The sequence below is a fragment of the Methylobacterium haplocladii genome, assembly GCF_007992175.1.
Taxonomy (GTDB): domain Bacteria; phylum Pseudomonadota; class Alphaproteobacteria; order Rhizobiales; family Beijerinckiaceae; genus Methylobacterium; species Methylobacterium haplocladii.
This window is the reverse complement of sequence record NZ_BJZT01000042.1, coordinates 43,854-68,597: the sequence shown is the minus strand read 5'-3', so window position 1 is coordinate 68,597 and position 24,744 is coordinate 43,854. Positions and strand designations below refer to the sequence as shown.

27 protein-coding genes are annotated in these 24,744 nt (G+C 68.4%); 16 read left to right on the top strand and 11 right to left on the bottom strand.

Annotation, left to right across the window (positions count from 1 at the left end):
- Positions 1-2: 2 nt before the first annotated feature.
- The gene (locus MHA02_RS19105) at positions 3-251 is read right to left on the bottom strand and encodes a hypothetical protein (protein ID WP_147081688.1); all 249 of its coding nucleotides are present in this window, start codon (positions 249-251) and stop codon (positions 3-5) included.
- Between the two features lie 156 nt (positions 252-407).
- On the opposite strand from MHA02_RS19105, the gene MHA02_RS19100 reads away from it, so the two are divergent.
- The 6 genes from MHA02_RS19100 to MHA02_RS19075 all read left to right on the top strand — a co-directional run bounded on the left by MHA02_RS19100 (position 408) and on the right by MHA02_RS19075 (position 7,478).
- Entirely contained in the window at positions 408-2,006 is a 1,599-nt protein-coding gene (locus MHA02_RS19100; protein ID WP_147081686.1) for a gamma-glutamyltransferase family protein, read from the top strand.
- 148 nt (positions 2,007-2,154) lie between these two features.
- Positions 2,155-3,447: an oxalate/formate MFS antiporter gene (gene oxlT / locus MHA02_RS19095; protein WP_147081704.1), complete on the top strand. Its 1,293-nt coding sequence runs from the start codon at positions 2,155-2,157 to the stop codon at positions 3,445-3,447.
- An 82-nt stretch (positions 3,448-3,529) separates the two neighbouring features.
- Complete coding sequence (cbiE, locus tag MHA02_RS19090) at positions 3,530-4,762, top strand: precorrin-6y C5,15-methyltransferase (decarboxylating) subunit CbiE (protein WP_147081684.1); 1,233 nt, start codon at positions 3,530-3,532, stop codon at positions 4,760-4,762.
- The gene (locus tag MHA02_RS19085) at positions 4,741-5,160 is read left to right on the top strand and encodes a cobalamin biosynthesis protein (RefSeq protein WP_147081682.1); all 420 of its coding nucleotides are present in this window, start codon (positions 4,741-4,743) and stop codon (positions 5,158-5,160) included. The genes cbiE and MHA02_RS19085 overlap by 22 nt, the downstream gene beginning before the upstream one ends.
- Positions 5,161-5,376: 216 nt before the next feature.
- Positions 5,377-6,162, top strand: coding sequence for a precorrin-4 C(11)-methyltransferase (gene cobM / locus MHA02_RS19080; RefSeq protein ID WP_147081680.1), 786 nt, complete (start codon positions 5,377-5,379; stop codon positions 6,160-6,162).
- Entirely contained in the window at positions 6,159-7,478 is a 1,320-nt protein-coding gene (locus MHA02_RS19075) for a cobyrinic acid a,c-diamide synthase CobB (protein ID WP_147081678.1), read from the top strand. Before cobM ends, MHA02_RS19075 begins: the two co-directional genes overlap by 4 nt.
- Positions 7,479-7,500: 22 nt before the next feature.
- Here MHA02_RS19075 and MHA02_RS19070 read toward each other — a convergent pair whose 3' ends face one another.
- A complete protein-coding gene (locus tag MHA02_RS19070) occupies positions 7,501-7,920 on the bottom strand; it encodes a helix-turn-helix domain-containing protein (RefSeq protein WP_147081676.1) in 420 nt (139 codons plus the stop codon).
- 413 nt (positions 7,921-8,333) lie between these two features.
- Between MHA02_RS19070 and hmuQ the strand changes: the two genes are divergently transcribed.
- Entirely contained in the window at positions 8,334-8,681 is a 348-nt protein-coding gene (hmuQ, locus tag MHA02_RS19065) for a heme-degrading protein HmuQ (RefSeq protein ID WP_147081674.1), read from the top strand.
- 22 nt (positions 8,682-8,703) lie between these two features.
- On the opposite strand, the gene MHA02_RS19060 is transcribed toward hmuQ, so the two are convergent.
- Positions 8,704-9,921, bottom strand: a complete 1,218-nt coding sequence (locus tag MHA02_RS19060) for an MFS transporter (RefSeq protein WP_170249350.1) — start codon at positions 9,919-9,921, stop codon at positions 8,704-8,706.
- A gap of 535 nt (positions 9,922-10,456) precedes the next feature.
- Here MHA02_RS19060 and MHA02_RS19055 point away from each other — a divergent pair.
- Positions 10,457-11,962, top strand: a complete 1,506-nt coding sequence (locus tag MHA02_RS19055; RefSeq protein ID WP_147081670.1) for an exopolysaccharide biosynthesis polyprenyl glycosylphosphotransferase — start codon at positions 10,457-10,459, stop codon at positions 11,960-11,962.
- Here the strand turns inward: MHA02_RS19055 and MHA02_RS19050 are convergent.
- Both MHA02_RS19050 and MHA02_RS19045 read right to left on the bottom strand, forming a co-directional pair.
- A complete protein-coding gene (locus MHA02_RS19050; protein ID WP_147081667.1) occupies positions 11,944-12,591 on the bottom strand; it encodes an alpha/beta hydrolase in 648 nt (215 codons plus the stop codon). The genes MHA02_RS19055 and MHA02_RS19050 overlap by 19 nt on opposite strands.
- Before the next feature lie 59 nt (positions 12,592-12,650).
- Positions 12,651-13,574 (bottom strand): VOC family protein, encoded by a 924-nt coding sequence (locus tag MHA02_RS19045; RefSeq protein WP_147081665.1) that lies wholly within the window; start codon positions 13,572-13,574, stop codon positions 12,651-12,653.
- A 122-nt stretch (positions 13,575-13,696) separates the two neighbouring features.
- Between MHA02_RS19045 and MHA02_RS19040 the strand changes: the two genes are divergently transcribed.
- Positions 13,697-14,617, top strand: coding sequence for a LysR family transcriptional regulator (locus tag MHA02_RS19040; RefSeq protein WP_147081663.1), 921 nt, complete (start codon positions 13,697-13,699; stop codon positions 14,615-14,617).
- A 10-nt stretch (positions 14,618-14,627) separates the two neighbouring features.
- On the opposite strand, the gene MHA02_RS19035 is transcribed toward MHA02_RS19040, so the two are convergent.
- On the bottom strand, positions 14,628-15,395 hold the full coding sequence (locus MHA02_RS19035) for a Crp/Fnr family transcriptional regulator (RefSeq protein ID WP_147081660.1): 768 nt from the start codon (positions 15,393-15,395) through the stop codon (positions 14,628-14,630).
- Positions 15,396-15,691: 296 nt separating this feature from the next.
- On the opposite strand from MHA02_RS19035, the gene MHA02_RS19030 reads away from it, so the two are divergent.
- The gene (locus tag MHA02_RS19030; RefSeq protein ID WP_373318356.1) at positions 15,692-16,417 is read left to right on the top strand and encodes a sigma-70 family RNA polymerase sigma factor; all 726 of its coding nucleotides are present in this window, start codon (positions 15,692-15,694) and stop codon (positions 16,415-16,417) included.
- Between the two features lie 29 nt (positions 16,418-16,446).
- Positions 16,447-16,638 carry a DUF2934 domain-containing protein gene (locus tag MHA02_RS19025; RefSeq protein WP_147081656.1) on the top strand — a complete coding sequence of 64 codons (192 nt, stop codon included), beginning with the start codon at positions 16,447-16,449 and terminating at the stop codon, positions 16,636-16,638.
- A 99-nt stretch (positions 16,639-16,737) separates the two neighbouring features.
- Here MHA02_RS19025 and MHA02_RS19020 read toward each other — a convergent pair whose 3' ends face one another.
- On the bottom strand, positions 16,738-17,241 hold the full coding sequence (locus MHA02_RS19020; RefSeq protein WP_147081654.1) for a Fur family transcriptional regulator: 504 nt from the start codon (positions 17,239-17,241) through the stop codon (positions 16,738-16,740).
- A gap of 165 nt (positions 17,242-17,406) precedes the next feature.
- Here MHA02_RS19020 and MHA02_RS22285 point away from each other — a divergent pair, with 165 nt between their 5' ends.
- Genes MHA02_RS22285 through MHA02_RS19010 form a run of 3 tightly spaced genes read left to right on the top strand, consistent with a single transcriptional unit; the run spans position 17,407 to position 19,255 of the window.
- Complete coding sequence (locus MHA02_RS22285) at positions 17,407-17,553, top strand: hypothetical protein (RefSeq protein WP_170249349.1); 147 nt, start codon at positions 17,407-17,409, stop codon at positions 17,551-17,553.
- Complete coding sequence (locus tag MHA02_RS19015) at positions 17,550-18,377, top strand: metal ABC transporter ATP-binding protein (protein ID WP_147081652.1); 828 nt, start codon at positions 17,550-17,552, stop codon at positions 18,375-18,377. Before MHA02_RS22285 ends, MHA02_RS19015 begins: the two co-directional genes overlap by 4 nt.
- A 47-nt stretch (positions 18,378-18,424) precedes the next feature.
- A complete protein-coding gene (locus MHA02_RS19010; protein WP_147081702.1) occupies positions 18,425-19,255 on the top strand; it encodes a metal ABC transporter permease in 831 nt (276 codons plus the stop codon).
- On the opposite strand, the gene MHA02_RS19005 is transcribed toward MHA02_RS19010, so the two are convergent.
- Entirely contained in the window at positions 19,256-19,627 is a 372-nt protein-coding gene (locus MHA02_RS19005; protein WP_147081650.1) for a tRNA-binding protein, read from the bottom strand. It lies immediately after the preceding gene.
- Positions 19,628-19,632: 5 nt separating this feature from the next.
- Complete coding sequence (locus tag MHA02_RS19000; protein ID WP_373318354.1) at positions 19,633-20,274, bottom strand: exopolysaccharide biosynthesis protein; 642 nt, start codon at positions 20,272-20,274, stop codon at positions 19,633-19,635.
- Positions 20,275-20,742: 468 nt separating this feature from the next.
- Between MHA02_RS19000 and bcsS the strand changes: the two genes are divergently transcribed.
- A complete protein-coding gene (gene bcsS, locus MHA02_RS18995; RefSeq protein ID WP_147081648.1) occupies positions 20,743-21,459 on the top strand; it encodes a cellulose biosynthesis protein BcsS in 717 nt (238 codons plus the stop codon).
- Here the strand turns inward: bcsS and MHA02_RS18990 are convergent.
- Entirely contained in the window at positions 21,368-23,005 is a 1,638-nt protein-coding gene (locus tag MHA02_RS18990; RefSeq protein WP_147081646.1) for a cryptochrome/photolyase family protein, read from the bottom strand. The genes bcsS and MHA02_RS18990 overlap by 92 nt on opposite strands.
- A 5-nt stretch (positions 23,006-23,010) precedes the next feature.
- Positions 23,011-23,745, bottom strand: coding sequence for an SDR family NAD(P)-dependent oxidoreductase (locus MHA02_RS18985; protein ID WP_147081644.1), 735 nt, complete (start codon positions 23,743-23,745; stop codon positions 23,011-23,013).
- 131 nt (positions 23,746-23,876) lie between these two features.
- Between MHA02_RS18985 and MHA02_RS18980 the strand changes: the two genes are divergently transcribed.
- Positions 23,877-24,743 carry a formyltransferase family protein gene (locus tag MHA02_RS18980; protein WP_147081642.1) on the top strand — a complete coding sequence of 289 codons (867 nt, stop codon included), beginning with the start codon at positions 23,877-23,879 and terminating at the stop codon, positions 24,741-24,743.
- Position 24,744: the final 1 nt, after the last annotated feature.

Sequence of the window (24,744 nt, the reverse complement as noted above, 5' to 3'; positions counted from 1 at the left end):
AGCTAGCCGCCCGCGAGGCCATCCATGACGTCGTCCGGCACGTCGCCGAAAGCGCCGAGAATGGTCTGGGCTTCGGAGCCGTCTTCGCCCGTGACGAGCGCGAACGCGGCGGCTCCGGGCAGCCGGCGGGCGAGCGCCTCGGCCTGCTGCAGGGCGTTGCTTTCGCCCAAAGCGGTCCTGCGCGTCGTCGGCACGAGCCGGCCCGCGACATGCTCGAAGCCCTCAACCCAGAATGCCGTATCCGCGGCCATCCCGATCGCCCCTGCCGCGCCTCCCTCGACCCGCGAAACGTAAGCGGCTTGCGGCCTCGCGTCATCGTCCGGGTTGCCCCGGCCCTGCACGCGTGGTCCTGATCCTGCCTTCCGACATCCGGGGTTACCTCCGACCCGTCGAGACAGAAGCAAAACATGCCCGAAACGCCCGTCTTCTCGTCCGCCGCCGTCGCGGCGCCCCACCATCTCGCGGCGGAAGCCGGGCAGATCGTGCTGGCGCAGGGCGGCAACGCCATCGAGGCGATGGTCGCCATGGCCGCGACGATCGCCGTGGTCTACCCGCACATGAACGGCATCGGCGGCGACGGGTTCTGGCTGGTGCGCGAGCGGAGCGGCCGGGTGCGCGGCATCGAGGCCTGCGGACCGGCGGGCAAGCACGCCACGATCCAGCGCTACCGCGAAAAGGGCTACGAGGTGCTGCCCTCGCGCGGCCCCGACGCCGCGATCACCGTTGCCGGCACGATCGGCGGCTGGCAACTCGCCCTCGACCTCGCCAGGGCGCTCGGCGGCCGGATGCCGCTCGACAGCCTGCTCGCCGACGCGATCCGCCACGCGAAGCAGGGCTGCCCGGTCTCGCCTTCGGAAGAACGCTACGTGCCGAAGGAACTCGATACGCTCCGCGACGTGCCGAATTTTTCGAAGACCTATCTCGATGACGGCAAGCCGTTCAAAGCCGGCAGCATCCGCCGCCAGGCGAAACTCGCGGCGACGCTGGAACAGCTCGCCCATGCCGGCCTCGACGATTTTTACAGGGGCGACATCGGCCGCGAGATCGCCGCCGACCTGGAAAACCTCGACGCGCCGGTGACGCGGGCCGATCTCAAGGCCTACGCCGCCAAGGAGCGGCAGGCGCTGACGCTGCGTCGGCGCGGAGCGACGCTCTACAACTTCCCACCGCCGACGCAGGGGCTCGCCGCACTGCTGATCCTCGGCATCCTCGACCGGCTGGAGGTCAAGCGTCCGGAGACCACAGCGTATTACCATGCGCTGATCGAAGCCACGAAGCGCGCCTTCACCATTCGCGACGGGTTCGTCACGGACTTCGACCGGCTGCCGGCGGACCCGGCGAGCTTCCTGACGCCTGAGCGACTTGGCCGAGAAGCGGCCGCGATCGCCCTGGACCGCGCCGGCCCGTTTCCTTCCAAAAAAGCCGGCGACGGCGATACGGTCTGGATGGGCGCCATCGACCGCGACGGCATGGCCGTGTCGTTCATCCAGTCGGTCTATTGGGAATACGGCTCGGGTACGGTTCTGCCGGCGACCGGCATCTGCTGGCAGAACCGCGGCCTCTCCTTCTCCCTCGACCCAAAAGCGACAAATCCGCTCGAGCCCGGCCGGCGGCCGTTCCACACACTGATCCCGGCGCTCGCCGCCTTCGACGACGGCCGGGTGATGGCCTACGGCAGCATGGGCGGCGACGGGCAGCCGCAATTCCAGGCCCAGATTTTTTCGCGCTATGCCGATTACGGGATGTCCGTCGCCGACGCGGTCGATGCCCCACGGCTGCTCTACGGCCGCACCTGGGGCGCGGAATCGCTGAGCGTGAAGGTCGAGGACCGGTTCGATCCGGCCTGCATCGCGGCGCTCCGGAGCATGGGCCACGACATGGAGGAGCTTGGGGGTGCCTACATCGACGCCCTCGGCCATGCCGGCATGCTGGTTCGCCACCCGCGCAACGGCCGGATCGAGGCGACGCATGATCCGCGATCCGATGGCGGTGCAGCGGGGCTGTAGGATCTTCATTACGGTGAAGACCGCGGCGGCGCCGTCCCTCGCTCGGTCGCATGTCGCTGCTCTGCAAGCGCCCGGGAAAGGGCGCGCGTCACGGCCGACATGAACGCTGGCACATCCTTTGCCAGTCACTCCCCAGCAGGAGTGAATGATGAATACATCTCACAGCGCGACGCGATGGATCCAACTCGGGCTCGGCCTGATCGTCATGATGACGATCTCGAGCCCGCAATATATCTGGACGCTCTTCGTCAAACCCCTTCAGACGACGACCGGGGCGAGCCTGCCGGCGGTGCAGGTGACGTTCACGCTGCTGATCGTGCTGCAGACCTTCTTCTCGCCGGCACAAGGCTGGCTCATCGAGCGCTTCAGCGCAAAGGGCATGATCGCGCTCGGCGCGGCGCTGAGCGGCGCAGGCTGGGCCGCGGCCTCGCAGATCGATTCGCTTTACGGGCTCTACGCCACGTACGGCGTGCTCTGCGGGCTCGGCACGGGCATCGTCTATGTCGGCATCATCGGGCTGATGGTGCGCTGGTTTCCCGAGCGCCGGGGCTTTGCCGCGGGCGTCGTCGCCGCCGGCTACGGCATGGGGGCGATCGCCACCACCTTCCCGATCTCCGACATGATCGCCGCCTCCGGCTACCGGCACACGCTGCTGGTGTTCGGGGCGATCCTCGGCGTGACCGGCTTCATCGCGGCGCTGGGGCTGCGACCGCCGCAGCCCGGCGAGACGCCCGAGATCCCGGCGGACAAGGTCGCCAGCGCCGCCCGCGAGGTGGCTCCGAAAACGATGCTGAAGACGCCGCTGTTCTGGTTGATGTTCGCGATGATGGCGATGATGTCGACCGGCGGCCTGATGGTGGTGGCGCAGTTCGCCGCCTTCGCCAAGGAATTCGGCGTCGCCGACGCCATCGTCTTCGGCTTCGCGGCGCTGCCCTTCGCTCTGACCTTCGACCGGGTCACCAACGGCTTGACGCGGCCATTCTTCGGCTGGGTCTCCGACAATATCGGACGCGAGAATACCATGGCGATCGCCTTCGCCCTGGAGGCCTGCGCCATCGCGCTTCTGCTCGCGTACCGTGAGAACGCCTATGCGTTCGCCCTGTTGTCGGGCGTGGTCTTCTTCGCCTGGGGCGAGATCTTTTCGCTGTTTCCCTCGACGCTCACCGACACGTTCGGGACCAAGCACGCCACCACCAATTACGGCTTCCTCTACATGGCGCAGGGGGTCGGCTCGCTGCTCGGCGGCCCGTTCGCGGCGATGATCCACGATGCGGCCGGAAGCTGGGTGCCGGTGTTTTGCATCGCCATCGGGCTCGATCTCGTCACCGCGACGCTCGCCTGGTTCGTGCTGAAGCCGGCACGACGCGCCTATCTCGGTGTGCCGGGGCCGGCCGTCCCGAGCCTCGCGCAATCGCTTGCGGTCAAACCGGCGGCCGCCTGAAAGCCGGCATCGACTCGCCAAGCGGGAACGGCGGAGGTATTGGGGACGATCAGCGACCCCGGTACCGCGAAGCGCGCCGATCATGACTCTCGACCAGCAGTCCGCGCCGCCCTGGCTCACGATCGTCGGCATCGGCGAGGATGGGCGTTCGGGACTATCGCCGGCAGCGTCGGCGGCACTCGATGCGGCGGAGGTGGTGTGGGGCGGCCAGCGTCATCTGACGCTGGCCGCGCCGCTTTCGGCCAAGACGCATCTCTGGCCGAGCCCGATTTCGGAGGCCTACGCGGCCATCCTGGCCCGGCGCGGCCGGCCGACCTGTCTTCTGGCCACCGGAGACCCGTTCCACTACGGCATCGGCGCCGAGATCGCCCGGATCGTGCCGCCGGCCGAGATCCGGGCCTACCCGCAGCCCTCGGCCTTCAGCCTCGCCGCCGCCCGGTTGGGCTGGCCGCTCGCCGAGACCGCCTGCCTGACGCTGCACGGCCGGGCACTCACCCGCATCATCCCGGCCCTCCAGCCCGGCGCGCGGCTCCTGGTGCTGTCGTGGGACGGCACGACGCCGGCTGCGGTGGCGACGCTTCTGGTGCAGCGCGGCTTTTCGCGGTCCCGGCTCACCGTGCTGGAAGCGATGGGCGGCCCGAACGAGCGTATTTTTGCGAGGGAAGCCGTCGGGTTCGCGAACCACGACAAGAGCGAGGCGCTGAATACGCTGGCGATCGAGGTCGTGGCCGAGCCGGGCGCACGGGTGCTGCCGCTCGCCACCGGCCTCGACGACGGCTGGTTCGAGCACGACGGGCAGCTCACCAAGGCCGAGATTCGCGCGGTGACGCTCTCGGCTTTGGCGCCCTTCGCCGGAGCGCTGCTCTGGGACGTCGGGGCTGGAGCCGGCTCGATCGCCATCGAGTGGTGCCTGCGCCACCCTGCCAATCGCGCGCTCGCGGTCGAGGCACGGGGCGACCGGGCCGAGCGGATCGGGCGAAACTGCGGAAGCCTCGGCGTGCCGGAGCGGGTGAGCGTCGTCGAGGGCCCGGCCCCCGCGGCCCTCGCCGGCTTGGCGCCCCCCGATGCGATCTTCATCGGCGGCGGCATCTCACGCCCTGGCGTGCTGTCCGCTTGCCGCGAGGCCCTGCGTTCGGGCGGGCGGCTCGTGGCCAACGCCGTGACGCTCCAGGGCGAGGCGGCGCTGCTCGCCATCTATGCCGAGATGGGTGGCGACTTGCGCCGCCTCTCCGTGGCGAAGGCTTCTCCCGTCGGCGGCCTCTCCGGCTGGCGACAGGCGATGCCGGTGACGCAATGGGTCTGGAAGAAGCCGTGACGCCCCGGCGCGACGTCGTCGCCGGGGTCGGGTTTCGGCACGCGACGACGACGGACGAGATCGTTGCGCTCGTGCGGCGCGGCCTCGAAGCGGCAGGCCTGCCGGCGATCCGTTTGCGCGCCCTGGCGACGGCCGAAGACCGAGCCGACGAGGGCGCCTTTCGCGCGGCGGCGGCCGTGCTCGGCTGCGAGACAATTGGCCTGGCGCCCGAGGCCCTGCGTGCGGTCGATGCGCGCGTGCCGACGCGGTCGGCCCGGATCGAGGCGCAGCGCGGTGTCGGCTCCGTGGCGGAGGCAGCCGCCCTCGCCGGTGCCGGTCCTGGCACCGTACTGATCCTGCCGAGGATCGCCAGTGCCGGTACAACCTGCGCCCTCGCGCTCACCGCCAAATCCGAATAGAGCCCTTCAGCGCTGCCGAAACCGGCAACCCCGACATCCTCATGCTGAGGTGCTGCGCAGCAGCCTCGAAGCACTCCTGACCGCTGCTCCCGACTGTCCGTAACGGGATAGGGCGCGGCGTGCTTCGCGGCCCGCTTCGCAGGCACTTCACCATGAGGTGTTTGGAGTGCCGGATCGCGGCGCGCTCATACTCACCAGCCTCATGGCTCGACCATCATGACCGTCCATTTCGTCGGAGCCGGCCCGGGCGCGGCCGATCTCGTCACGGTGAGGGGGCGCGATCTGATCGCGGCCTGCCCCGTCTGCCTGCATGCGGGTTCGCTCGTGGCGCCGGAAATCCTGTCTTGGTGCCCGCCGGGCGCGCGGATCGTCGACACGGCGCCGCTCAATCTCGATGCCATCGTCGCGGAGATCGTCACGGCGCACGAGCGCGGGCAGGATGTGGTTCGGCTGCATTCCGGCGACCTTTCCGTCTGGAGTGCGCTGGCCGAACAGACCCGACGGCTCGATCAACTCGGCATCCCCTACACGGTGACGCCGGGCGTACCGGCCTTCGCGGCGGCGGCGGCGCTGCTGCGGCGGGAGCTGACCGTTCCGGGTCTGACGCAATCCGTGGTGCTGACGCGGACATCGGGACGAGCGAGCGCCATGCCGGAGCGCGAGACGCTCGCCGCCTTCGCCGCCACCGGCGCGACGCTGGCGCTGCATCTCTCGATCCACGTGGTCGACACGCTCGTGCCGGAGCTGATCCCGTTCTACGGGGCGGATTGCCCGGCGGCCGTGGTGTTTCGCGCGACCTGGCCCGACGAGAAGGTGCTGACAGGGACGCTGGCGACGATCGCCGCTGCCGTGGCCGAAGCGCGATTGGAGCGCACGGCGCTGATCCTTGTCGGCCCGGCGCTCGACCCCGAGAACTTCGAAGACTCCGCACTCTATTCGACCGGATACGACCGGCGCTTCCGGCCGGGGTTCGGCGCCGATGCCAAGGGAGAGAGCGCATGAGCGCGCGTGGTCTCGTCATCGCCGCACCACGGTCGAGTTCCGGCAAGACGACGGTGACGCTGGCGCTGCTGACGGCCTTGCGCCGGCGCGGCGTGGCTGTGCGCGGTGCCAAGTGCGGGCCGGACTACATCGACCCCGCCTTTCACCAAGCGGCGACGGGTTTTCCCAGCATCAACCTCGATAGCTTCGCAATGTCGGACGGCCTGCTCGACACGGCGGCGGCGCTTGCCGGCCGGGATGCCGAGCTCGTCGTCGCCGAGGGCTCCATGGGCCTGCATGACGGGATCGTCGCGGGCGAAGGCCACACGGGGGCGAATGCCGACATCGCCGCGCGGTTCGGGTGGCCGGTGCTGCTGGTGCTCGACGTGTCGGGTGCGGCGCAGTCGGCGGCGGCCGTGGCGCTCGGCTGCGCCGCCTACGATCCGCGCATCCGCATCGCCGGCGTGGTGCTCAACAAGGTCGCGAGCCCTCGCCATCGCCGGCTGGTCGAGGCGGGGCTCACGCGGATCGGCATGCCGGTGCTCGGCGCGCTGATGCGCGACGCCGGTCTGGTGCTGCCGGAGCGTCATCTCGGCCTCGTCCAGGCCGGCGAGACCGCCGATCTGCTGGCGCGGCTCGAACGTCTGGCCGATCTCGGCGAAAGCTCGCTCGACCTCGACGCGATCGTGGCGGCCGCCGGCGGTCGCGTGCCGGAGGCGGCAGGCGCCCTGCCCGCGCCACCCGGACAGCGCGTCGCCGTGGCGCGCGATGCCGCGTTCTCGTTCCTGTATCCGCATCTGATCGCGGGATGGCGTGCGGCCGGGGCGGAGATCGTACCGTTCTCACCTCTGGCCGACGAGGCGCCGTCAGGCGATTGCGACGCCTGCTGGCTGCCGGGTGGCTATCCCGAGCTTCATGCCGGCGTGATTGCCGCCGCGGCGCGATTTCTCGATGGGCTCCGCGGCTTCGCGCAGACAAAACCGGTCCACGGTGAGTGCGGCGGGTACATGGTGCTCGGCAAGAGCCTGGAGGATGCGGACGGTACGACGCACGCCATGGCCGGACTGCTGCCCGTCGCGACCTCCTACAAGGCGCGGAAACTCCATCTCGGCTATCGCGTCGCGACGCTGCTCGGCGACGGGATGCTGGGCCGCACGGGTGTGCAGCTCGTCGGTCACGAGTTTCACTACGCGGCGGAGTTGACCAAACCGCCGCTTGCCGAGGACGCACTGGCGCGCGTTACCGATGCGGAAGGGGTGGCTCTCGGGCTAGCAGGGCACCGCCGCGGCCGCGTCAGCGGCAGCTTCTTCCACCTGATCGCGGGCGAGACACGCTGACCGTCTCGCCCCGAGCGACCGTTCAATCCAGGGCGGACGCGGCCGATCCGCCCTTCTTCTTGTCCATGCGAGCGGCAGTCCGCACGATGGCGAGAAGATCGCGGCGGAGATCGTCGTCATCGATCGAGGCATAGGCGCGCAGGATCTCGATGGCGCCGTGGGCCGAGAGAAAGCCGAACACGTCGGGCGATTTGGCCTCGCCGATATCGCTGGCCTCGTTGTCCGCGAAGAACGCGGCCACCGGAACTTCCAGGAGGCGGGCGATCTCGCTGAGACGACCGGCGCCGACGCGGTTCTGGCCCTTCTCGTATTTCTGGACCTGCTGGAAGGTCACGCCGACGGCGGTGCCGAGCGCCGTCTGGCTCAATCCGCGCGCCTTCCGCAACGCCGTGATCCGCAATCCCACGAGACGGTCGACGTCGGTAGTCTGCTTAGGCATCATCGTATACCGGTCCTGCCAAAAGGTCGTGCGCCATCCCGAGGACCTTCGAATACGCACGAGCGCGCCAGGGGCGCTATCCGGCGGCCAGGCTGTACCGACCGCTATTTGTCACACCGCGATCCGGAGACAGTCATGTCCAAACTCTCTCGTCCCGGATGAACACGAGAGTCCGAACCGACGATGGGAATCGAGGCGTGCTGCGAACGATTGTCGCAGCAGCAGCTTCACCATAAAGTGCATCCCGATTGCAACCCTCGAATAATGTATAAGAGCACGAGAATCTGGTTCTCGCCCCTCGTTCTGTGCATGGCTACAAGGGGCAGGCGAGCTTTCTTGGAATGCTTCTACCGCATGGTTTAACTACGCAGCCTCTGATGGCATCCAAAAAGACAGACTAAACCTAAAGGAAACGCATGTTCATCGCGATGAATCGCTTCAAGGTCGTCAAGGAAGCCACGGAGGACTTCGAGCAGGTCTGGCTCGGGCGCGATAGCCACCTGGGCGAGATGGCCGGCTTCGTCGAGTTCCACCTACTTCGCGGCCCCGAGGCGGAGGATCACGTCCTCTACGCCTCGCACACCGTCTGGCGGTCGAAGGCCGATTTCGAGGCCTGGACGCGTTCCGAGCAGTTCCGGAAGGCGCATGGGCGCGTTCCCGGCACAAAGCCGCTCTATCTCGGCCACCCGCAATTCGAGGGTTTCGAAGCGATCGAGGGATCGGCCTCGTCGCGGAATCAGGCGAAGTCGGAAGCGGCTGAATAAAACATCCGCCTACCGGGCAGCTTCACGCCGCCCGGTTCCGCGGCAGGAAGGCCGCCGACAGGCCGATCAACGGCAGGTAGGCACAGAGCGAGTAGACGTACTCGATGCTGGTGTGGTCGGCGAGTTCGCCGAGCAGAGCCGCACCGAGGCCGCCCATGCCGAAGGCGAAGCCGAAGAACAGGCCGCCGACGAGGCCGATCCGGCCCGGCAGCAATTCCTGCGCATAGACCAAAATAGCCGGCATCGCCGACGCCAGGATCAGCCCGATCGGCACCGTCAGCGCCACCGTCCAGAACAGGTTGGCGTAGGGAAGCGCCAGGGTGAAGGGCAGCACGCCCAGGATCGAGCCCCAGATCACCGGCTTGCGCCCGAACCGATCGCCGATCGGGCCGCCGAGGATGGTGCCGGCAGCCACGGAGAACAGGAACACGAACAGGTAGACCTGCGACTGCGCGATCCCGAGACCAAAGCGGTGGATCAAGTAGAACGTGTAGTAGGACGACAGGCTCGCCATGTAGAAGTATTTGGAGAAGATCAGCGCCAGCAGGATCGCGACCGTCACGACGATGCGGGCGCGGCTCAGCCCCGCACCGGACGTCACCGCTGCCTTCCGGCCCATGCGCGGCGCCCTCCGCAGGCGCTCCGCGTACCACCGCCCGACGCCGGTCAGCACGAGCATTCCCGCGAGCGCGGCCAACGAGAACCAGGCCACGCTACCTTGACCATTCGGCACCACGATGAAGGCGGCGAGCAGCGGCCCCAGCGCGGTGCCGGTGTTGCCGCCGACCTGGAAGACCGATTGCGCCAGCCCGTAGCGGCCGCCGGACGCCAAGCGCGCCACCCGGCTCGCCTCCGGATGGAAGATCGCGGAGCCGAGCCCGACTAGGCCGGCTGCGATCAGCAGTACGCCATAGGCTGGCGCCAGCGACAGCAGGACCAGCCCCGCCAGGGACACCAGCATCCCGGCGGCCAGCGAGAACGGCAGCGGGCGACGGTCGGTGTAGAGGCCCACCACCGGCTGAAGCACCGACGCGGTGACCTGAAACACCATCTGGATCAGGCCGATCTGCCCGAAATCGAGGGCGAAGCTCGCCTTCAGCAGCGGGTAGATCGCCGGCAACAGCGACTGGATGGTGTCGTTGAGGAGGTGCGAGAGCGAAAGGCCCATGAGCACCGCGTAAGTCGGCGCTGCGGCCGAAAGCTGTGCCTTGCCGCCTCCGGCCTGTACGGGGAGCGGCATGGATCGTTCAGTCTCGGCTGCCATCGGTCTCGCGGTTCGCCGCTTTCACAGTCTCGGTTCCCCGCAACCTAACGGAGAGACCGCCGCTCTCGAAGCCGCCCCGGCGGGCGGCAGCCATGCTTGGGTATTCGGCGCCGGGATCTCAGTGCCCGTGGCAAGCATCGGGAAGGTCGTCATCCACACGATATCGAACGGACCGGGAAGCGCCGATCGCAAAACCCGGATGCTCTACGTATTTTGCGGGTAGGCACAGCCGACAGTTCGACTCGCCGCGCCTCCTCAACCTGCGTTAACCTAACGAGCGGTTTTCAACCAGTCGATGAGCGCCCGAATGGGATTTCGGGCCGTCTCGTCGATGACTGGCGTTTTCGCGTTGTGTGCGTAACGGAGCCCGGGTCGCGGGCCTCCCTCTGACAAGCGATCAGCCCCGCGCGGGCTCGGAGATTGCTCTGAACCGGCCAAGTCCGCGGATCGAGACCGTAACTGTCTCGTTTCAGGACACTTTCCCGGTTCACCGCGAAACAACGCGAGCGACATGTACCAGGACCGCCTCACCGGACCTTTCCGCAGCCTTCCCAAAGCGGGCGAGCGCAACCGCGCCGTCTGGACGGCGCTCATGCCGCGCCGCGGCCGGGCGGCGTTCCGCTTCGCGATCTCGGCGGCGCTGGCGACCGCCGACCTGCTGGCGATTGCGCTCGTCGGCCTCTGCATCGAAGGCGGCTACTACTACGGACTCACGGGAGAGCTGCTGCCGCTCAAGGCCAGCCTGAGCCTGCAGCTGTCGGGCCTCGTCGGCGGCACGGTGCTGCTGACCAACCTCGTCCGCGAGGAATACAGCATCGAGAACTACCTGGCGCAACGCCAGCACTTGAAGCGGACGGCGACGCTCTGGCTGATGGCCTGGGCCGCCGCACTGGTCATCGGCTTCGCGACGAAGACCACGAACGATTTCTCCCGCGTCGTCGCGCTGGTGTTCTTCTTCGCCGGCCTTCCGGCCATGCTCGCGGTCCGCGGGTCCATGGTCTGGCTGGTGCGCCGCAGCGTCACCCCCGCCTCGGCCTCCGTCAGCCGCATCCACCTCGTCGGCTACGAGGAGGACATCGCCCGCTTCTACGAGAACAATGATGCCGACGAACTCGGACTGCGCGTGATCGGCACGAGCTATCTGCGCCGCCCCGAGCCGCAGGCGGACGCCGACAGCCGTCAGGCCCTGCTCTCCGAGGACCTCGAACTCGCCGTCTCCGTCGTGCGCTTCCTGCGGCCCGACGACGTCTTCGTGCTGGTGCCCTGGGCCGAGACCCGGGACGTCGAGCGCTGCATCGATGCCTTCCTGCGCGTACCGGCCGCCCTCCACCTGCGCCCCGGCGGCATGCTCGACCGTTTCCCCGACCTGCAGATCACCCGCGTCGGACGCCTCAACGGGCTGAACATCGGCCGCCGCCCACTGACGGTGGCCGAGGTGATGATGAAGCGCTGCCTCGACGTGACGCTGGCACTGATCGCTCTGATCCTGCTCGCGCCCCTGCTCGCCGCGGTGGGCGTGCTGATCAAACTCGACAGCCCCGGGCCGGTGTTCTTCCGGCAGCGCCGCTACGGCTTCAACCAGCAGGCCTTCGGCGTCTTCAAGTTCCGCAGCATGAAGACCGAGACGAACGCCGTCTTCAAGCAGGCGAGCCGCGTCGACAGCCGCATCACCCGCGTCGGAGCCGTGCTGCGCAGGACCAACATCGACGAGCTGCCGCAGCTCCTCAACGTGATCACCGGCGAGATGTCCCTCGTCGGCCCGCGTCCGCATGCGCTTGCCCACGACCGCAGCTTCGAGCGCCGCATCGCGCTCTATGCCCGCCGCCACAACGTGAAGCCCGGCATCACCGGCTGGGCACAGGTCAACGGGTTCCGCGGCGAGACCCTGACCGACGCCGACATGGAGAAGCGCGTGCAGGCCGACCTGCACTACATCGACAACTGGTCGATCTGGCTCGACCTCAAGATCATGGTCCAGACCGTGATCTCGCCGCGCGCCTACAAGAACGCGTTCTGATCGCCGGGCTGGCGTCTCCGCAGCCAGCCCTCCACGCGCACGATGTCATCCTTGGTGAGGCCGTGGCCGGCCGGCAGGACCGCATGCTCGACCTCGGCACCGGCCCGGCCGAGCTGATCCGCAAGCCGACGGGCGTTCTCCTCCGGCACGATCGGATCGGCCGAACCGGAGAGAATCAGGACCGGCGTACCGGCGAGATCGGCTGCAGGCACGTCCGAGAGCGGCACCATCGGACGCAGCAGCACCGCGCCGGCCAGTGCCTCCGGCCGAAGCAGCAGCATCGCGGCAGCGATGTTCGCGCCGTTCGAGAAGCCGAGCGCCACGGGCGCAGCGATGCCGTAGGCCGCGCGCGCCTCGGCGATGAAGTCGGCGAGATCTCCCGCGCGGCGGCGCAGATCGGCCTCGTCGAACACGCCCTCCGCCAGCCGCCGGAAGAAGCGCGGCATGCCGTTCTCCAGCACGGGGCCGCGGGGCGAGAGCAGGGACGCACCGGGCGCCAGCGACCGGCCGAGCGGGAGCAGGTCGGATTCGTCGCCGCCGGTACCGTGCAGGAGGAGCAGCGGCGGCTGCGCCGGATCCGTGCCCGACTCGAAGCGGTGAACGAAGGACAGGGTTTTGGGAGTCGTCATGGCGACCTCTTGGAAAGGCTGGTGGTGCCCCGCCCCGAAAGACGGGACGGGGCTATTCGTCAGGCGACCTTCGGAAGCGCCCCTTCGATCCGCGCACGCTGCGGTTCGAGGAACGCCGGCAGCTTGAGGGCGCTCCCGAGCGCTTCGACCGGCTCGTCGACGGCGAAGCCGGGGATGTCGGTGGCGATCTCGAACAGCACGCCGCCGGGCTCGCGGAAGTACACCGAGCGGAAGTACTGCCGGTCGCGTTGCTCGGTGACGGCGAGCCCGTGCTTCCCGGTGAGCTTCGCCACCATCGCCGCCTGCGCGGCGTCGTCCGCCGCCCGGAAGGCGATGTGATGAACGGACCCCGCGCCCGGCCGCCCGGGCAGGAACTCGCCCACCGCCCGAAGGGTCACGAAGCCGCCGAGGCCCGCGCTGCTGGCGAAGCGAATGCTCGTCCCCTCACGGCCGCTCTCCGAAAATCCAAGGACGTCGGTGAGGATCGCCGCGGTCGCATCGCCTTTGCCGAGCAGCAGCGTGACGCCGTGGAAGCCGCGGATCGCGTATTCCGCCGGCACGTCGCCGCCGGTCCAGGCTGCGCCGTCGCCATCCGCACCGACTAACGCCAGCATCATCCCGTCGGGATCGCGAAAGCGCAGCACCGGCTCGCCGAAGGCCTGCATAAGGGCGTCGTGCGTCACGCCCTTCTCGATGAGGCGATGCGTCCACCAGCCGATCGCGGCACGGGGCACACGGAACGCCGTCTCGCTCGTCTCGCCGACACCGACCCGACCGGGTGCGGCATGGTCGAACGGAAAGAAGGTCAGGATCGTGCCGGGCTGCCCGGTCTCGTCGCCGTAATACAGGTGATAGGTGCCGGGATCGTCGAAATTGACGGTCTTCTTCACGAGCCGCAGGCCGAGGACCTCCGTGTAGAAATCGAGGTTGCGCTGGGCCGTACCCGCATAGGCGGTGACGTGATGGATGCCGTGCTCGGACATGGTGATGTCTCCTGGCGAGCGCCCCACAGGGCGCCAGGCCGTCTTCGATGGAGACAATCTGGGGCTTGATTAGGTGCCTGAAAACAGAAACGGTGGAAACGCATCGTTTCTAATAGTGACTTATGAAGCTCCCCGATTTCGAAGCTTGGGCGATCTTCGCCAAGGTGGCCGAGGCCGGCTCGATCAGTCGGGCTGCGGAGGAACTCGGCCTCTCGAAAGGCACCGTCTCGAAAGCGCTGGCGCGGCTTGAGGCGCGGATCGGCGCGCGGTTGTTCAACCGTACCTCGCGCCGTCTGGCGCTCACCGAGGCCGGGCATGCGGCCAGGGACGGGGCCGCCCGCATCCTCGCCGAGGGCGAGGCGGCCGAGACGGAGGCCAAAGCCGCGACCGCGGTACCGCGCGGGCTGGTGCGGCTCGCAGCGCCGATGTCGTTCGGTGTGCTCCACGTGGCGCCGCTGCTGCCGGAGCTACTAACTCAATACCCCGAAATCTCGGTCGATCTGCATTTGAGCGACGCGCTTGTCGATCTCGTCGGCGGCGGTTTCGATATCGGCCTGCGCATCGCAGCGCTCGCCGATTCGTCGTTGCGGGCCCGACGGCTCTGTGAAGTGAATCGCTCGCTCGTAGCCACGCCGGGCTATCTCGACCGGCATGGCCGACCGAACCATCCGCGCGACCTCGCCGCCCATGCCTGCCTCGGCTACGCCTACCTGCCGACGCCCGACCGCTGGCGCTTCACCGGACCGGATGCCACCGAGGCCGCCATCACCCCGGCCGGGCCTCTGCGTGCCAACAACGCCGATGCCCTTGCCCCCGCCCTGCGGGCCGGTCTCGGCCTCGCGGTGCAGCCCGATTTCATGATCTGGGACGACCTGCAGACCGGACGCCTCGAACGCACGCTGACGGGTTGGTCCCTCCCCCCGATCGCGCTCCACCTCGTGACCCCGCCGGGCGACCCGCGTCCCGCCCGTGTCACGGCAGTGATCGACTTCCTGGCACAGGCCTTCTCGACGGCGCCGTGGTCGCGCCGGACCGCGGCGTGAGGCACCGGCGTCACGCCAGCTTCAGAAGCCGCTCGTACTCGGCCTCGGCCAATCCGTAGGCATCGCCGGCCCGTTCCAGCAGTCCTTCGCGGTCGAGGACGGTGATCCGGCCGCGGCGGGCCTGGATCAGCCCCAGACCCTCCAGCCCATGCGTGGCCGTCGTGACGCCGGGCCGGCGCACGCCGAGCATGAGCGACAGGAACTCGTGGGTGAGCGGCAATTCGTCCCGTCCGAGCCGATCCTGGGTCATCACGATCCAACGGGCGAGCCGCGCCTCGATGTTGAGGTCGGCATTGGCGTAAACCGTCTGCCCGACCTGAACGATCAGACTCTGGACGTAGCGGCCGAGCACGCCGCGCAGCACCGGGCTGGCGTCGAGCGCGGGGAGCAGGGCCTCTGCCGGGACGGCGAGCGCCCGCCCCTCGGCCTGGACCAACGCCACGTGCGGTGAGCGGTCGCTGCCCAGAACCAGCGGCAGTCCGGTCATGCCCTCCTTGCCAACGATGCCGATCTCGACCCGGCCGCCGGCGGTGTTGGCGGTATCGGCGACCAGTGAGATCAGCCCCGACTCGATGAAGTAGGCCTGGGTGATCGGTTCGTGGGCCGTGATCAAGATCTGGCGTAGGGACAGCGTGACCGGCGCGAGGGACGGCGCGAGACGCTCGAAATCCTCCGGGGGAAGGGCGCGCAGGAGGCGGTTGCGCACAGCAGATTGCGGAGGTTGCGCCGGTGGCCTGCTGTCCACCGGTTCGACGGAGCGGCGATTTTCCAGCAGCATGAACCCTGACACCTCGACGGACGATCGCGCGGCCTTACCAGAATCGGGTCCGCATCGCAGCGAACGGCCGAGCCTCGAACCAACCGTACGTTTACGGACCGTTCCGCGCACGCGTCTTTTCTCGGCCGATTCTACACCTACGATCCCTGATCGCACGCGCCTGCCGCGATCACTGGCGGGGAAGAACGCGTGGCCGGAAGCCAGCATCCTCCGGATGCCGCGTCGGGCTTCCGTCGTTCAGCCCCATAGGATCCAGGCCGATGACCGTTTCGCTCGATCCGTTTCCAGCCGGTGGCATGGACGGGGAAGCCGCAGCGATCCCACCATCGGTATTCCCGGCTGCGATCGGCCGGCACCTCGCATCGGTCCTCGACCAGACCTACGGCCCCGCCGACATGGACTCGGCCACCGACCGCTTCGCCGGGCTGCTCACGCAGCTACGCGCGGCCCTCTCCGCACAGAAGGAGCGCGACGCGCGCGCCTTCCACGACGAGTTCCTGTCCCTCGTGCCGAACCTGCGCCGGTTCGCGATCTCGCTGACGAAGGATGCCGCGCGCGCCGACGATCTCGTGCAGGACACGATGCTCAAGGCGTGGCGTAGCCGCGCCCGTTTCGCCGCCGATACCAATCTCGGCGCCTGGCTGTTCACGATCATGCGCAACGTCTTCTACTCGGACTACCGCAAGAGCATGCGCGAGACGCCGATGAGCCCCGGAGACGAGGCCAGCAGGCTGGTCTCGATCCCCGAGCAGCCCGGCCGCCTCGACCTGCAGGACATGGCGATCGCTCTGGCCAAGCTTCCCGAGGTCATGCGTCAGGCGCTCGTGCTCGTCGCCATCGAGAACTTGTCCTATGAGGAGGCCGCCGTGGTGATGGCCTGCAAGATCGGCACGGTGAAGAGCAGGGTCTGGCGGGCGCGCGAGCAGATCGCGGTGCTGCTCGGCATCGACCCTCACGAACTCGGCGCCGACCGCGTCACCATGTCGGTGGTGAACGGCACGGGCCTCGCCGCCACCTGCTGACCCGTCTGCCCAGCTTCACGAGCGACACCATGCCCTCCGAGCCGCCCATCTCCTACGCCGACATTCGTGCCCGCGCCTACGAGCTCTGGGATCGCAACCACCGCCCCGAGGGCTGTGAGATCTCGTTCTGGCTGATGGCCGAGCGCGAACTGCGGTCCGAGCGGGCGGGACAAGAGCCGTCCGAGGGCAAGGATCCTGTGATCATAGGACGGGAGGGTTAAGGTCGGAGATCTCGGCAGCCCACTTCCATCGCTGCGGGCGCAGCGAAGCAATCCATGTCCCCGATCGCGACGATGGCGGATCGAAGACCGGAGCGCCCCTCAATGCCCCGGCGGACCACCCCGCTCCCGGCAGGCGCCGCACTCGCCCTCGACTTCGATGATCCGGCTCGTCGGCGTGAAACCCGCCTCCGCCACGGCACGGCCGAGCTGGCTCTCGATCGCCGGCGAGGTCATTTCGTCGATGCCACCGCAACTCCGGCAAATCAGGAAGAGCAGGCCGTCGCGCTCCCCGTGGTCGTGGCCGCAGGAGACGAAGGCGTTACGGCTGGCGATGCGGTGGACGAGGCCGTGTTCGGTCAAAAAATCGAGGGCGCGATAGACCGAGACGGCGGCGACGCGCTTGCCAGAACCGCTCAAACGCTCGGCGATGTCGTAGGCGCCCATGGGCCTGGCCTGGCCGGCGACAGCGCCGAGCACGTCGCGGCGCAGGCGCGTGAACTGGAGGTCGCGCTCGCGACAAAGACGCTCGGCCCGGTCGAGCACGCTCTCGTGGTCGGCATGCCCGCAGGCGGAACCCGAATGCTCGGCGGCGTGGTCGTGCATGCTGGCGATCCTTCGCCTCCTCCGGCCAATTGAAACCCGGCACTGTTACAGTGTATCAGCCGCACCTGAGAGTAGGCGCTCGGCCCCGTTCCGGCAACGACGACCGGGCCTCCCGCGACACCGCCCACACCCATTCCAGCCGGACGGTCTTCGACCGGGATGCCCATGACCCGTCGCCCCGACCGCCCGTCCGCCGAGACCGTCCGCGATTCAGCCGGTTCGCTGTTCCGCGCCGGGATCGGCGTGCGGCTGGTTGCGGCGTTCGCGCTCTCGGCGGTGCTCTGGGCCGCGATTTTTTGGGCGGGCGCATGAGCGGCGGCATCCGTATCCGTGGCCTGACGCTCGGCTACGACCGGCATCCGGCGATCCACCATCTCGACGGCACTATCGCGCCGGGCGATCTCCTCGCGCTGGTCGGCCCCAACGGCGCGGGCAAGTCGACCCTGCTGAAAGGGCTCGTCGGCGAGGTCCGGGTACTCGGCGGTCGGATCGAGCGCGGCACATCGGACGGCGCCATCGCCTACCTGCCGCAGGCCGCCGAGATCGACCGAGACTTTCCGCTCTCCGTGCTCGACCTCGTCGCCATGGGCCTGTGGCGGCGCCTCGGCGCCTGGAGCAGCCTGTATCGCGGTCGAGCCACGTGTGAGGCGGCGCTCGCGGCCGTCGGGCTCTCGGGTTTCGAGGGGCGGCCGATCGGCACGCTTTCGGGCGGGCAGTTCCAGCGCGCGCTGTTCGCTCGCCTGATCGTGCAGGATGCTTCGGTGATCCTGCTCGACGAGCCTTTCACCGGCATCGACGCCCGCACCGTCGGCGACCTTCTGGCTCTGATCCGCGGTTGGCACGGCCAGGGCCGAACCGTAATTGCGGCGTTGCACGACCTCGCGCAGGTGCGCGCGCACTTCTCGACGACGCTGCTGCTCGCCCGTGAGCCGATCGCCTGGGGGCCGACCGCGGCCGTGCTGACGCCGCACAATCTCGAGCGCGCGCGCCACCTGTCCGAGGCCTGGGACGAAACCGCCGCGATCTGCCGGCGCGATCACGACGACCACGGCCATCACGATCACGCCGCGCATGGCGACCATCATGACCATCATCATCCGGGGCAGCATCGCGTGAACCGCGAGGCGGCGGAGTGATCGACGCCCTCGTCACCGGCCTCGTCGGCCCCTACGAATTCGGCTTCATGCGCCGCGCCCTCGTCGGGTGTCTGGCGTTGTCGCTCTCAGCGCCGCCCCTCGGCGTATTCCTGATGCTGCGCCGCATGAGCCTGATGAGCGAGGCCATGAGCCATGCCATCCTGCCGGGTGCGGCCGCCGGCTTCCTCGTCGCCGGATTGTCACTGCCGGCCATGACCCTGGGCGGCCTCGTCGCCGGCCTCGCAGTGGCGCTGCTCGCCGGATTCGTGACCCGCTCGACCATGCTGAAGGAGGATGCGAGCCTCGCCGCCTTCTACCTGATCGCGCTGGCCGGCGGCGTGTTCCTGGTCTCGTTGCGGGGATCGCAGGTCGACCTCCTGCACATCCTGTTCGGCAGCGTGCTGGCGCTGGACGACCCGGCCCTCTGGCTGATGGGCGGCGTCTCCACGGTGACGCTCGTCGCCCTCGCCCTGCTCTACCGCCCCCTGGTGATGGAGTGCGTCGACCCGCTCTACCTCCGCACCGTCAGCCGGGCCGGAGGGCCGGTCCACTACGCTTTCCTCGCCCTCGTGGTGATGAACCTCGTCGGCGGCTTCCAGGCCCTCGGCACGCTGCTCGCAGTGGGCCTGATGCTGCTGCCGGCCATTACCGCGCGGTTCTGGGCGAGCGACCTCTCGGGGTTGATCCCGGTCTCGATGCTGGTCTCGGTACTCGCGAGCGCGATCGGGCTGACTGTCTCCTACAACGCGGAAATCCGGCTTCCGACCGGGCCGGCGATCGTGCTCGCAGCGGGCGCGCTCTACATCCTCTCGATGCTCGTCGGACCGCGGGGTGGCATGCTCCAGCGCCTCGTCCGCCGGCGGCATCTCGAAGCCTGATCAGAACAGCCGGCTTCCGTCCGGGACCGTCCTGTCGGGCCGGAACAGGACGACGGCACCGGCCGCGTCGGCAAAGCCCACGGTCAGCACTTCGGACATGAACTTGCCGATCTGTCGGGGCGGAAAGTTCATCACCGCCGCGACCTGCCGCCCGACGAGATCCTCAAGCGGGTAGTGGTCGGTGATCTGCGCGCTGGAGCGCTTTCGGCCGATCGCAGGCCCGAAATCGATGGTGAGCTTGAAGGCCGGATTCCGCGCCTCGGGAAACGGCTCCGCCGCGACCACGGTGCCGATGCGGATATCGACGGCCAGGAAGGCGTCGAAGTCGATCGTCGGGGCGGCCGGCTCGTCGGGCAGGTGCTCGAGATGCATCGCGTTCAGTTCATCAGGTGGGCGAGCCCTGGAATGTAGCCGGACGCCCAGGCCAACGCGCTCATGATGCTCGCGAACAGGGTGTAGACGAAGCCGATCGAGATGCCGACGCCGATGCCGCCGAAGACCAGCCCGATCAACACCACGATCCCGTCCCGCTCCACCAGTCCGAGGCCGATCAGCGAGATCGCAAGCCCCAACGGGATCTGCCCGAAGAACGGCGGTGCCACGATCAGCGCGAGTGACAGGGCAAGCAGCGTCACCCCCATGCCCCGCATGCCGAGCGCCGTGTCGAACACGCTCATGCGCGGCTGAGACCAGCGCTCCAACCGGCGCAGCAGCGGCACGGCACGCGTCACCGCCTTCTCGACGGTCGCACGCGCGATCGAGGCATTGAGGATCCTTCTCGGAAGCCAGGGCGCCGCCATGCCGGCCGTGATCTGCACCGCGACGAGCAGCAGCAGCAGGCCGCAGACCAGCGGGATCGGCGGCGGCATCGGCAGGCAATTGGGGAGCCCGAGCAGGACCACGAGCAACGCGAAGGCACGGTCCTGCAATACGGCAACGATGTCGCCGACCGAGAGCCGTTCCCCCTCCTGGCTCGCGAGCACAGTCAGGACGTCGGAGGTTCGTGCGCCGGAGGACAAGAGGGCTCGGCCCTGAGCTTTGCGTTTCCGGCGGGGCTCTAGCCTACCCCGACGATTCCGCCAAGCGAACGGGCCTGGGCCGCAGGGGCCGGAACGCGGGTTTGCGACGTGCAACCAGGACGCCGATCATTTCGGCTTGCGACAACCAAGCCGTTATTCCGAGTCCATGAAGGCGAAGCTGGGATGGCGGGGGAGCATGCTATCGATGACAGATACGATCGCTTCGGTCGCGACTCCTGGATCACTGCAGAACCCGATCTCACACGGGACAAGTCTTTGGGTTGCTAATTCAATTTCTTCAGTAATCTAGGGTTTTGTCTCCGTTCGATATGTGCCATATTTACAGCAATCCACTATACTAGGCCGAGACCGACAACAAAAGTATCGGCTTTATCTGCCGTTCCGAATTAGATCGACTAACGTTCCGTCGGGAGCAATGTCCGCGTGGCGAGCGATCTAACGAGAGGGATGACCCGCTGTCTTGCCGGCATCGGCGCGTCGAGCCTTTGCTGTCTTGCGTCGCCCGCTTTTGCCAAGGATGACGCCGTCAGCACGGTCCTGTTCGGGAGCATGGATACGGGGACTTCGGTCTTCGCCGGCGGCGGCTTCAAGGCTGCGCCCGAGCGCGTCGACCGCGAGGGCTTTGCGATCCTCGGAATGGTCGGCGCAGGCGCGCGGCGTGAGCAGGCGCCGGCTTTGGTGAACGGGACGCTCCCGACGCTGGTGCGCATCACAGGGCTCGCGGCCCTGCTCGGCGGTTATCAGTTCTTCTTCGATTGGGGCGTGCTCGGCCTGTTCGCGGGGCCGGAGGCATCGGTCGAGACCCTGACGGGGAACGGGGGCTTCGGTGTCGCCGAGACACGCTTCGGCGCACGGCTCCAGGGCGAACTCTGGGCTCGGCCGAGCGAGAACACGCTGACTACGGTCACCGTCGTCCTGGGCTCGGCACGCTGGGACGCCTATGGCCGCGTCTCGGCGGGTTATCGGCTGTTCGGCGCCTATCTCGGACCGGAAGCCGCGGCCTATGCCGACCGCACCGGCTACGGCCGCTTCAACCTCGGCCTGCACGCCACCGATTTCGGCTTCGGCGCCTTCAGGTTTCGCCTGTCGGCCGGCTGCTCCTACGAGAGCGAGACGCGGCGGCTTGGCCCTTACCTCGCCGTGGCGGGCTGGGTTCCACTCTGACCACGTCGGTGCCGTTCGGAGTGGACGTCAAGGCGGCGAGGAACCGTTCCGCATCCGCGGTGACTCCGGCGCGGCGCTCCTCGCTCATGCGACCGAGCGTCCGATAGGGCATCGCCATGCGCGGGTTCTTGTCGAGGCGGTCGGCGTTGCGGATCAGGAAATCCCAATAGAGGTAGTTGAACGGGCAGGCCTTTTCGCCGGCCTTGGCTTTCACGTCGTAGGCGCAGGAGCCGCAATAATCCGACATACGGTCGATATAGGCGCCCGAAGCCGCATAGGGCTTCGAGCCCATCACGCCACCGTCGGCCCACAGCACCATGCCATGCACGTTGGGTAGTTCGACCCATTCGTAGGCGTCGGCGAAGACGATCAGATACCATTCCTCGACCTGCCGCGGTTCGATTCCCGCGAGCAGCGCGAAGTTGCCGAGCACCATCAGGCGCTGGATGTGGTGGGCGTAGGCGTGGTCGCGCGTCTCCGAGATGCACTGGTGCAGGCAGTTCATCCGGGTCTCGGCCGACCAGTAGAACCAGGGCAGGTCGCGCCCGGCCCCGAGGGCGTTGGACTCGGCGTAACCCGGCATCCGGGTCCAGTAGAGGCCGCGCACGTATTCCCGCCAACCGAGAATCTGGCGGATGAAACCCTCCACGCAATGCAGGGGCGCTTTGCCATCGCGAAACGCGCGCTCGGCCGCCCGGCAGACCTCCTCGGCGGTCAGCAGCCCGGCATTGAGCGGCGGCGAGATCAGCGCGTGGTAGAGGAACGGCGCGCCCTGGCGCATCGCATCCTGGTAGTCGCCGAAGGTGGGAAGGCAGGCCGCAATGAAGTGCCGGAGCGCCGATAGCGCATCCTTGCGCGTCACCGGCCAACGGAACCCTTCGAGCGTACCGAAATGGTCGCCGAAATTTTTCGCGACCAGGGCGATGCAGTCCAGCGTGATCGCATCCGGCGGGAAACCGCTGCGCTCCGGCGGATCGAGGTCCTTCGGCAGGCGCTTGCGGTTCTCGGAATCGTAGTTCCACTGCCCGCCCTCCGGCTCCTGTCCGTCCATGAGCCAGCCGGTGCGGCGGCGCATCTCGCGGTAGAAGGTCTCCATCCGCAAAGCCTTCCGGTCGCCGGCCCAGGCCTCGAAGGCGGCGCGCGAGCACAGGAAGCGGTTGTCATCGCGGATCTCGACGGGCGGCGCCAGATCCTCGCGCCAGTCCTGCATCATCTCCCAGACGCGCCACTCGCCGGGCTCGGTCACGACGATCTTTTCGCAGGCGTGCCGTTCGACCGCGCGCTTCAGCTCGCCGGTGAACGAGCCGGTGTTCTTCGCGTCGTCGAGCCGCACGTAGTCGACCGCGACGCCCTCGGCCTCCAGTTCGGCCGCGAAGTGCCGCATGGCCGAGAACAGAAAAACGATCTTCTGCTGGTGGTGGCGGACATAGGTCGCCTCGTCGCGCACCTCGACCATGAGGACGACGTCGGTGTCGGGATCGAGATCGGTGAGCGACGAGATTCGGCGATGAAGCTGGTCGCCCAGCACGAAGCGCAGCGTCCTCACCCGGCTCAGCCCTTGGTGCGCAGCCGCGAGCGGCCGCCGTCGACGCCGATGATCTGTCCGGTGATGTAGGCGGCCTCCGTGCTCACGAGGAAGCTCGCCAGCGCCGCGACGTCCTCCGCCGTCCCGAGACGCTGCAGGGCGTGCATCGCGGCGATGCCGGTGGCGAGCGTCTCGTTGCGGGTGATGCCCTCCGCCAGTGGGGTTCGCGTCAGCGAGGGGGCGACCACGTTGACGCGGATCTTCGGCGCCAGCTCCGCCGCGAGCGAGAGGGCGAGCCCTTCGACCGCGCCCTTCGCCATGGCAACCGAGGCGTGATGGGCAAAGCCCTGTGCGACTGCAACGGTGGAGAACAGCACGACGCCCGCGCCGGCCTCGCCGGCCCCGGCCTTCAGCGCCCGCACCGCGGATTGGACGGCGAGGAAGGCCCCGAGCGCGTTGATACGGAAATCGTCGATCGTCGTTTCGGCCGTGACCTTCGGCAGCGGCGCGAGGTTGATGGTGCCGACCGCGTAGACGAGGCCGCCGAGCCGATCGCCGGCTTCTTCAGCGACCCGCGCGAACAGGTCCGGGTCGGTGACGTCGCCTGCGGTGAAGCCGGTCTCGCCGAGTTTCGCCGCCGCCGTTTCGAGCCGTGCGGGATCGCGGGCGACGAGGTGGAGCGGATGTCCGCGTTCCCGCAACCGACGGGCCGTGGCGAGGCCGATGCCGCCGGTTCCGCCGTAGATGACGACCCGTTCCATCGCTACTGCTCCATGCGGGACTCCAACACGCGTCCCAGCCGACTAGCTAAGGCGGAGCGTTTCGCGGGGGAGCTGCCCGGTCGGTACGATCCCGGGCACGTAACGTCGCAGCCGGCACGACAGGAACCCAGATGAAGTTCGCGTTTGCCGGTATCGACTTCCTTGGAAGCGTGTTCGACGGGCTGGTCGAGGCCGGCTGGGAGCCGATCAAGCTGTTCACGCGGCCCTGCGACGGCATCTACGATTTCAACGAGGCCGTGGTCGCCCAGGCGCGCGCACGGCGCATCCCGATCCAGCTCTCGCGGCTGAAGCCCGAGGACATCGGCGCGCTCCATCAGGCCCATGGCCGCGACTGGGCGTTGGTCGTCGCCGGCTATCCCTGGCGGGTGACGGGCTGGCAGGGCCGGCTGCGCCATGCCGTTAACTTCCACCCCTCGCCCCTCCCGACGGGGCGCGGGCCATATCCGCTCTTCAAGGCGATCGACGAATCCTACGAGAGCTGGGGCGTCACCGCCCACGTGCTGGCCGAAGACGGGTTCGACAGCGGCGACATCCTCGCCCAGGACATCTTTTCGGTCGATCCCACCGAGACCCACGAGACTCTGCTGAGCAAATGCCGCATGGCCGCGCAGCGGCTGGCTTCGGGGCCGATCGCGAAGGATATCGCCGGCCGCTGGCGCAGCCCCGAGCCGCAGGGCGACGGCTCCTATTGGCCGCGGGTGACGGATGCCGACCGCACCCTCGATTTCCGCCAGGACGTCGCGGACGTGCTCCGCCGCGTCCGGGCCTTCGGCGCCATCGAGACCATCGCCCGGCTCGGCGATGCCCGCGTCTACGTCGCCTCAGCCGAGGGGTGGACCGAGGCGCATCGTCACACGCCCGGCGCGATCGTCCATCGCTACCGCCGCCACACGATCATCGCTGCCCGCGACGGCTACGTGCAACTCGACCGCTGGAGCCCGATCCCGCTCTCCGAAGCCGGCAAGGTCGGGCGCTGAG